Here is a 1,659-nt window from a genome sequence, read left to right as displayed (position 1 = left end):
GGACAAAATAAATTTTGTCCACATGGTAATAATCTTTGAAGATTATTACCTTTTTCTTTAAAATGTTAGTTGGTGATTTTATGATTGATGATACTAACTATGCTGACTGTCTTACTTTATACAATTTTAATCATGTTGATAAAATCAAAGGCAAGGAATCTTTTTCCTATATCTTTAATGACAACATCAACTATATCCGCTCTCTTTATAATAGAGGCAAGATCAGAAACATTACCTATGATACCATCCAGAAAACTATTCTTTGTGGTTCCATCTATCTTGGCTATGATCTTTTTGTCTGCCCTCATTGCGGTAACGAATCTATCGTCCCTCACAAATGTCATTCCAAACTCTGTACTTCTTGTGGTACCAAAGAGGCTAAATTACGTGCTGCCCATATTTCCTCTATTGCCCTTGATGCCAAGCATCGTCATATCGTCTTTACTATCCCTGATCTTTTAAGAGGTTATTTTATTAAGGACAGGTCCCTTTTGAATCTTCTTTTTATCGCTGCCAGAAATACCCTTGCCTGTATTTTTAATGACGCAAAGTACAGAAAAATCAAAAAGAAAAAGATCTATCTTAAAAAAAACAAATGCCCTTACTCCTATAAAAACGACAGAAACAAGATCGTCTTCGGTTCTGTTTTGACTTTACATACTTTTGGCAGAGATTTGAAATGGAATCCCCATATCCACTGCCTTGTTTGCGAAGAAGCTTTTGATACCAAAAAAAATAAAATGAAGAACTTTTCTTTTATTTCCTATGAAAAACTCAGAAAGACATGGATGTATCAGGTCCTTGATCTTCTTTCTAAACAAAAGCTCAAACATTTTCGTTATCTTAAACAGAGATTCTATGATGAACTTGTAAACGGCTTTTATGTCTACGCTACAATGACGACAATAATGTTGATGATTGCGTCAATTACCACTTCCAGACCTCCCATGGCTGAAAATCGCATCATCAAATATGAAGATGACAAAAAGATGATCAGATGGTGGTACAACCGTCATGAAGATGAAAAATATATCGAAGTATATGAAAGTGTTGAAAACTTTATAAACAATCTCATCCTCCACTGTCCTGATGAAAACTTTAAAATGGTCAGATAAAAAAAGAAAAAGCGTATCAGAAATCTAAAAGAAAGAAAAAAAGATTTAAAAAACAAACTCGACCATCTAAAATACCGCACACATATGATAGAATCATTTCAAAAGGACCCTTTGTTATGTTCATGTGGCAGTCTTATGAAATGTGAATATACATATGATCCTTTTGAAGGAGGTACCCCTAATGACAGACTCTACAGGGAAAAATGCATCAATGAATGCAGACGACTGTCCTTGGACAGACGAAGAAATTGATAAAATGATTGCGAAGGATACACTTATCAAAATGAAATGTACTGCTTGTGGTCATATTGCCAATGTTCCTGACTGGATCATTGGTGAATTTGCGGAAGAAGATAGAATGTCCGGTAAACATGGTGAAGTTGAAATAGAATGTCCGGTATGCAATGGTCCTATGAGAAGAATCAGATAGCCATTGCTTAATTACAGGACAAAAAATTCATACCAGATTACGCAAATATATCATAGTATTTTGGTATGAGTTTTTATATACTATTTTTTCTGACGCATCCAAATTCTTAATAGA

At 34.1% G+C, this 1,659-nt stretch carries 2 protein-coding genes; both read left to right on the top strand.

Going from position 1 to position 1,659, the window contains the following annotated elements:
• Positions 1-80: 80 nt before the first annotated feature.
• Positions 81-1,115: a transposase gene (locus C7U55_RS13390; protein WP_162297467.1), complete on the top strand. Its 1,035-nt coding sequence runs from the start codon at positions 81-83 to the stop codon at positions 1,113-1,115.
• Positions 1,116-1,296: 181 nt separating this feature from the next.
• Complete coding sequence (locus C7U55_RS13385; protein WP_106988964.1) at positions 1,297-1,545, top strand: hypothetical protein; 249 nt, start codon at positions 1,297-1,299, stop codon at positions 1,543-1,545.
• Positions 1,546-1,659: the final 114 nt, after the last annotated feature.

The sequence above is a fragment of the Faecalibacillus faecis genome, from assembly GCF_003024675.1.
GTDB lineage: Bacteria > Bacillota_I > Bacilli_A > Erysipelotrichales > Coprobacillaceae > Faecalibacillus > Faecalibacillus faecis.
Note: the sequence above shows the minus strand (reverse complement) of the source record. Positions and strands in the feature narration are given on the sequence as shown.